Below are 5,402 nucleotides of genomic sequence, written 5' to 3' on the forward strand. Positions count from 1 at the left end.
CGCGATCCACACCCGCTCCAGATGCGGATCGTGATCCTCGGCGAAGTCGGCCACGACGCGCGCCACGAGCCCCTCGTAATCCGCGTTCCAGCCGTACTCGGCCGCGTACAGGGCCGCATTGCGCATCCTATTCGTCGCTCCCGGCGCCGCACGCGCCCGCTGGCCCGCGGTCAAGCCGGCGCCGCATGGAGCGGCAACCTCCAGTCCTGCCCCACCAGATCGCGCCCGAACGACCGGTGCGGCCTCTCCGCGGTGAGCACGAACCCGTGCCGCAGATAGATACGCCGCGCCGCCTCCAGCACATCGTTGGTCCACAGCACCAGCTCCCGGTACCCCTGCTCCCGCGCGAAGCCGATCACCGCCGCGACCAGCCGGTCCCCGATCCCGTGCCCCCGAGCGTCGGGTTCAACCAGGAGCAACCGCAACCGCGCCGTACCAGGAGCGTCATCCCGCACGCACATCACCGAGCCGACCGGGATCCCGTCGAGATCCGCGATCCACACCCGCTCCAGATGCGGATCGTGATCCTCGGCGAAGTCGGCCACGACGCGCGCCACGAGCCCCTCGTAATCCGCGTTCCAGCCGTACTCGGCCGCGTACAGGGCCGCATTGCGCATCACCATCCAGCCGAGGTCGCCGGGACCGGGCTCGCGCAGCCGGACCTGGGCGGCCTTGGTGGGGCGCGCGTCGGACAGGACGGTCCGCACCGTGCGCATGGCCTCGGTCAGGCGCGGACGTTCGGCGGCCGGTACCTTGCTGAGCAGCACGCCGACCGCCTCGCGCGACCGTTCCTCCTGCAGCTCCGAGGCCTCCCGGCCCCGCGGCGTGAGCGTGATCCGCTGGCGGCGCGGATCGCGCGGCGAGGGCGCGCGCTCGACCAGGCCGTCCTTCTCGAACTTGGCGAGCAGCCGGCTCAAGTATCCGGCGTCGATGCCGAGTTCGGCCCGCAGGTCCGCCGCTTCGGGCTCCTCGCGGTGAGCGAGCTCGTACAGGACGCGGGACTCGGTCAGCGTGTACGGCAGATACAGATGGCGGCTGTAATCGAGCGCGCCGATCAGGTTCGTATAGAAGCGGTTGAAGGCCCGGATCTCGTGGATGAACTGCTGGGGCATGGCGCACCTCGGTACGTCGAGGAATACCTTTGACTGAGTCAAAGGTAGCGCTCGGGCCGGGCGTGCGGAACCGGTGTGCCGGGCCGGGGCGGCGGGCCCTTGTGCGATCCGGTGGACAGCGGCCGCGTGCGTGCGGTGGTGTCCGAGCCGGACGGGGTCGTGGTCGGCGATGCCGGGTTTCACGGTCCGTCGGACGGCGGTGCGTGCCGGGGGACACGGTTCGACTGGCCGGTGCTGTATCCGGGAAGCCGGTCCTGGCCGCAGGGCGGCCGTCCCGCTTCCCTCACGTCCGCGGTCGTGCCGTCGACCCCCGGACCATCAACTCGCCCGCGATCACCGACATCTTCCCCGGCGGCTCCGCCTCACGGCCCATCGCGATACGGCCGGCCCGGGCCCCCGCCTCGTACAACGGGAGCCGGACCGTGGTGAGCGCGGGGACGACGTCCACGCTGAACGGCAGATCGTCGAAGCCCGCCACCGAGACGTCCTCGGGGATGCGCAGCCCGGCCTCGCGCAGCGCGGCGCAGGCCCCGAGCGCGACGGTGTCGTTCGCGGCGACGATCGCGGTCAAGTCCGGGTCCTGGCGCAGGAGTTCGCGGGTGGCTTCGTAACCGGACCGCCGGTCGTAGGGGCCGTGCACCGTCGCGCACTCGTCGACGCCCGCCGCCTTCAGCGCGTCGCGGTGGCCTTCGAGGCGGTGCCGGGTGGTGGTGCGCTCCTCGGGTCCCGCGATGTAGCCGATACGGCGATGGCCGAGGTCGAGCAGATGCTCGGTGAGCCGCCGGCCGCCGCCCCGGTTGTCGAAGGCGAGGGCGATCGCGCCGGTGTCCTGCACGGGCGGGCGGCCGCACAGCACGATCCGGGTGCCGGCCTCGCCGAGCCTGCGCAGCTTTCCGGCCATCGCCTCGGCGTGCAAGGGGTCCTCGACCGCGCCGCCCGTGATCACCACGGCGGCGGCGCGCTGGCGCTGGAGCAGGGTGAGATACGTGAGTTCGCGCTCGGAGGAGCCGCCGGTGTTGCAGACCACCGCGAGCCGCTCGCCGCCGGCCCGTCCGCCGGGTCCGCCGATCTCGGACTGCACGGCGCCGGCCATGATGCCGAAGAACGGGTCGGCGATGTCGTTCACCAGGATTCCGACGAGGTCGGAGGTGGCGGCGGCGAGGGCGCTCGCGGGTCCGTTGAGCACATAGTCCAGCTCGTCCACGGCGCGCAGAACGCGCTCGCGGGTGGTCGCGGCGACCGGGTAATTCCCGTTCAGGACACGGGAGACGGTCGCGGGGGAGACCTGGGCGCGAGCCGCCACATCCGCCAAAGTCACGGTCATCTGGTCCTCCGGGAGCTGGTGGTCGTTCGCCGCTCGACAGCCGGCGGCCCCGGCGCAGTGATGGTCGACGCACTGCACCGATGCCGTAAGTGATACCGGCTGTACGTCCGTTATGGGGGCGCTTTCCGGCCACGAGATGGCTACGACCTGGAGGCCCATCGTCGCAGAGACGGATCGAGGAGCCCCCCGGGTGGTGCAGGGGATTTGAGCCGCCCCCTTGTCCGGGGCTCACCTCGCAGGCTAACTTTCCCGCAGACGTAGATAGAAAGCGCTTGCTATCGAGGGTGCGGCAGGCGGCGGATGCCGCTCCATGCCTGCCCCCGGGTGGCGACCGCAAGGAACGGACCCATCAACGACCCGGCGTCGAAGCCGACCGGCGCGCGCCTGCCATACGGAGGGACATCAGTGACACGCAAAACGGTGCGTATCGCCATGAACGGCGTGACGGGGCGCATGGGTTACCGCCAGCACCTGGTCCGCTCGATCCTCGCGCTGCGCGAGCAGGGCGGCCTCGACCTCGGCGACGGCACGGTCCTGTGGCCGGAGCCCGTCCTCGTCGGCCGCCGCGAGCACGCCCTGCGGGCACTCGCGGAGAAGCACGGTCTGGATCAGGCCAACGTCTCCACCGACGTGGACGCCGTCCTCGCCGACGACAGCATCGACATCTTCTTCGACGCCGCGATGACCTCCACCCGCGAGGGCATCCTCAAGAAGGCCATCGCCGCCGGCAAGCACATCTACACCGAGAAGCCCAGCGCCACCTCCGTGGAGGGCGCCCTGGAGCTGGCCCGTCTCGCCAACGGCGCCGGCGTCAAGCACGGCGTCGTCCAGGACAAGATCTTCCTGCCGGGTCTGCTCAAGCTGAAGCGCCTCATCGACGGCGGCTTCTTCGGCCGGATCCTGTCCGTACGCGGCGAGTTCGGCTACTGGGTGTTCGAGGGCGACTGGCAGGAGGCCCAGCGCCCCAGCTGGAACTACCGCGCCGAGGACGGCGGCGGCATCGTCGTCGACATGTTCCCGCACTGGGAGTACGTCCTGCACGAGCTGTTCGGCCGTGTGAAGTCCGTGACCGCGCTGGCCTCGACGCACATTCCGCAGCGCTGGGACGAGCAGTCCAAGCCCTATGACGCCACCGCCGACGACGCCGCGTACGGCATCTTCGAGCTGGACAGCCCCCAAGGCTCGATCGTCGCCCAGATCAACTCCTCCTGGGCGGTACGCGTCAACCGCGACGAACTCGTCGAGTTCCAGGTCGACGGCACCGAGGGCTCGGCTGTGGCGGGCCTGCGCAACTGCCGCGTCCAGCACCGCTCGGCCACTCCCAAGCCCGTCTGGAACCCCGACATCCCCGTCACCGAGTCGTTCCGCGACCAGTGGCAGGAAGTGCCGGACAACGGTGACTTCGACAACGGGTTCAAGGTCCAGTGGGAGCTCTTCCTGCGCCACGTCGTCCTGGACGAGCCCTACCACTGGGACCTGCTCGCCGGCGCCCGCGGCGTCCAGCTCGCCGAGCTCGGCCTCAAGTCCTCGTCGGAGGGCCGCCGTTACGACGTGCCGGAGCTGAACCTGTGACCCGCCGTCACGACGTGCCGGAGCCGAACCTGTGATCCGCCGTCACGACGTGCCGGAGCCGACCCTGTGACCCGCCGTCACGACATGCGGGAGCCGAACCTGTGACCCGCCGTCACGACGTGCCCGAGCCGACCCTCTGACCCGCCGCGATCCGACGGAGCCCGCACCATGACGATCCACCTGCCCCGCGCCGGCGGCGGCACCTTCGCCTATACGCCGCGCACCCAACCGTTCACCGTCTCGGGCAGCGCACCGCTGGTCTCGCGCACGGTGTTCTCCGCCGCCCATGTGGTCGCCGACCCGTACGCCGATGTGTCGCCGGACGGACCGGCCGCCGTCGACTGGGACGCGACCCTCGCCTTCCGCCGCCATCTGTGGTCGCACGGCCTCGGGGTCGCCGAGGCCATGGACACCGCGCAGCGCGGCATGGGCCTGGACTGGGCGGGCGCGGCCGAACTGATCCGCCGCTCCGCCGCCGAGGCCAAGGCGGTGGGCGGACGGATCGCGTGCGGTGTCGGCACCGACCAGCTCACCGGGCCCGCCGGACTGCCGACGCTCGCCGAGGTGACGGCCGCGTACGAGGAACAACTCGCGCTCGTGGAGGGGACGGGCGCGCAGGCGATCCTCATGGCGTCCCGCGCCCTCGCGGCCGTCGCCCGCGGCCCCGAGGACTACCTCACCGTCTACGGCACCCTGCTGCGTCAGGCGTCCGAGCCCGTGATCCTGCACTGGCTCGGCCCCATGTTCGACCCCGCTCTCGAGGGCTACTGGGGCTCGGCGGACCTGGACGCCGCGACCGAGACCTTCCTCGAGGTGATCGCCGCCCACGCGGACAAGGTGGAGGGCATCAAGGTCTCGCTGCTCGACGCGGACCGCGAGGTCGCCCTGCGCCGCCGGCTGTCGCGTATTGCCGGAGGCGTCGTGCGCTGCTACACCGGCGACGACTTCAACTACCCCGAACTCATCGCCGGCGACGACCACGGCTTCAGCCACGCCCTGCTCGGCATCTTCGACCCGCTCGGCCCGCTCGCGGCCGAGGCGGTCCGCGTCCTGGACACGGGCGACACCAAGGGCTTCCGTGAACTCCTGGATCCCACTGTTGAGTTGTCGAGGCACTTGTTCCAGACACCCACCCGCTTCTACAAAACCGGAGTCGTCTTCCTCGCCTGGCTCGCCGGCCACCAGTCCCACTTCTCGATGGTGGGCGGCCTGCAGTCGGCACGCTCGCTCCCGCACCTGGCGCGCGCCTACCAACTGGCCGACCAGCTCGGCCTGTTCCCGGACCCGGCGCTCGCCGCATCCCGTATGACATCTCTGCTCGACGTGCACGGAGTCGCCCAGTGACCAGCCCCGCGCATCACGCCGCGAACTCCACGCCCGGCACCCCCCTTTCC

At 71.0% G+C, this 5,402-nt stretch carries 4 protein-coding genes; 2 read left to right on the plus strand and 2 right to left on the minus strand.

Going from position 1 to position 5,402, the window contains the following annotated elements; all coding sequences use genetic code 11:
• Positions 1-170: 170 nt before the first annotated feature.
• Together G6045_RS38940 and G6045_RS38945 are read right to left on the minus strand one after the other, a co-directional pair.
• Positions 171-1,112 (minus strand): bifunctional helix-turn-helix transcriptional regulator/GNAT family N-acetyltransferase, encoded by a 942-nt coding sequence (locus G6045_RS38940; RefSeq protein ID WP_165336977.1) that lies wholly within the window; start codon positions 1,110-1,112, stop codon positions 171-173.
• Between the two features lie 283 nt (positions 1,113-1,395).
• Positions 1,396-2,436, minus strand: a complete 1,041-nt coding sequence (locus tag G6045_RS38945; RefSeq protein ID WP_165336978.1) for a LacI family DNA-binding transcriptional regulator — start codon at positions 2,434-2,436, stop codon at positions 1,396-1,398.
• A gap of 405 nt (positions 2,437-2,841) precedes the next feature.
• Between G6045_RS38945 and G6045_RS38950 the strand changes: the two genes are divergently transcribed.
• Together G6045_RS38950 and G6045_RS38955 are read left to right on the plus strand one after the other, a co-directional pair.
• On the plus strand, positions 2,842-4,008 hold the full coding sequence (locus G6045_RS38950) for a Gfo/Idh/MocA family protein (RefSeq protein WP_165336979.1): 1,167 nt from the start codon (positions 2,842-2,844) through the stop codon (positions 4,006-4,008).
• A 168-nt stretch (positions 4,009-4,176) separates the two neighbouring features.
• A complete protein-coding gene (locus G6045_RS38955) occupies positions 4,177-5,352 on the plus strand; it encodes a dihydrodipicolinate synthase family protein (protein WP_165336980.1) in 1,176 nt (391 codons plus the stop codon).
• Positions 5,353-5,402: the final 50 nt, after the last annotated feature.

The sequence above is a fragment of the Streptomyces mesophilus genome (assembly GCF_011044995.1).
GTDB classification, from domain to species: domain Bacteria; phylum Actinomycetota; class Actinomycetes; order Streptomycetales; family Streptomycetaceae; genus Streptomyces; species Streptomyces mesophilus.

Excerpts from the sequence above, each read along its gene's own strand:
- G6045_RS38940 (WP_165336977.1), bottom strand. The coding sequence starts at position 1,112 with ATGCCCCAGCAGTTCATCCACGAGATCCGGGCCTTCAACCGCTTCTAT.
- G6045_RS38945 (WP_165336978.1), bottom strand. The coding sequence starts at position 2,436 with ATGACCGTGACTTTGGCGGATGTGGCGGCTCGCGCCCAGGTCTCCCCC.
- G6045_RS38955 (WP_165336980.1), top strand. The coding sequence starts at position 4,177 with ATGACGATCCACCTGCCCCGCGCCGGCGGCGGCACCTTCGCCTATACG.